The following is a 516-nucleotide window of genomic DNA, read 5'->3' on the forward strand; positions in this document are numbered from 1 at the left end:
AACTGAATAATGATATTTCTGGTAGCGATGCGCTTAGGGGACACACCCGTTCCCATCCCGAACACGACGGTTAAGACCTAAGCGGCCGATGGTACTGCACTGGAGACGGTGTGGGAGAGCAGGTGGCTGCCAGATCAAATGGGGATGTAGCTCAGTTGGGAGAGCACCTGCCTTGCAAGCAGGGGGTCGAGAGTTCGAATCTCTTCATCTCCACTGAAATCGAAAGATTTCAAGATGGGCTTATAGCTCAGCTGGTTAGAGCGCACGCCTGATAAGCGTGAGGTCGGTGGTTCGAGTCCACTTAAGCCCACTGGTTTAAATGAACCAGAACCCCGAAAAGTTCATAATCATGAGCAATAGGGCAAAGGTCCACTTAAGCCCACTCGGGTGTTAAGTATTAAAGCCCGATATTGTACCTTGAAAACTGCATACATGAAATTTGATTAAGTTAATCAAATATCCTTAAACGCAAAGTATTAAGAAATTAATGCAAACGCAAAGATAGGAAGACATCGA

2 tRNA genes and 1 rRNA gene are annotated in these 516 nt (G+C 46.3%); all 3 read left to right on the forward strand.

The features are described 5' to 3' along the window. Positions 1–17: 17 nt before the first annotated feature. The 3 genes from rrf (at position 18) to DW694_RS16740 (ending at position 310) form a co-directional block, all read left to right on the forward strand. A 5S ribosomal RNA gene (rrf, locus tag DW694_RS16730) occupies positions 18–135 on the forward strand. A gap of 5 nt (positions 136–140) precedes the next feature. Further along, positions 141–213, forward strand: a tRNA-Ala gene (locus tag DW694_RS16735). A gap of 23 nt (positions 214–236) precedes the next feature. Next, positions 237–310: transfer RNA gene (locus DW694_RS16740), tRNA-Ile, on the forward strand. The last annotated feature ends 206 nt before the right edge of the window (positions 311–516 follow it).

It is taken from the genome of Ruminococcus sp. AM26-12LB (assembly GCF_003480785.1).
Taxonomy (GTDB): Bacteria; Bacillota; Clostridia; order Lachnospirales; family Lachnospiraceae; genus Blautia_A; species Blautia_A fusiformis.